This is a genomic window from Streptomyces caelestis, assembly GCF_001279005.1.
Taxonomy (GTDB): domain Bacteria; phylum Actinomycetota; class Actinomycetes; order Streptomycetales; family Streptomycetaceae; genus Streptomyces; species Streptomyces heliomycini.
Map to the genome: position 1 here is coordinate 1 of NZ_LGCN01000157.1, position 254 is coordinate 254.

The following is a 254-nucleotide window of genomic DNA, read 5'->3' on the forward strand; positions in this document are numbered from 1 at the left end:
CCCGCCACGAGCACACCGCCACCAGCACGGCGGACGCCGCGACCACCGCCATGCCGGTCGTCAGGTCCGTGCGGCCGGCGACGAAACCGATCACCGCCGGGCCCGCCAGGAGGCCCGTGGTGCCCAGGGCGGCGACCAGGGCGAGGGCGCCCGGACCCGCCGCTGCGGCGGCGACGTAGAGACAGGGCGTCACCGTCGCCATGCCCAGGCCGACGCAGGCGAAGCCGATCAGCGCGGGCCAGGTGCCGCCGGTC

Annotated in this window: 1 pseudogene; it reads right to left on the bottom strand. The window is 78.0% G+C overall.

The features are described from left to right. Positions 1–254: pseudogene (locus ADK41_RS14870) on the bottom strand (MFS transporter); the annotation flags it as partial.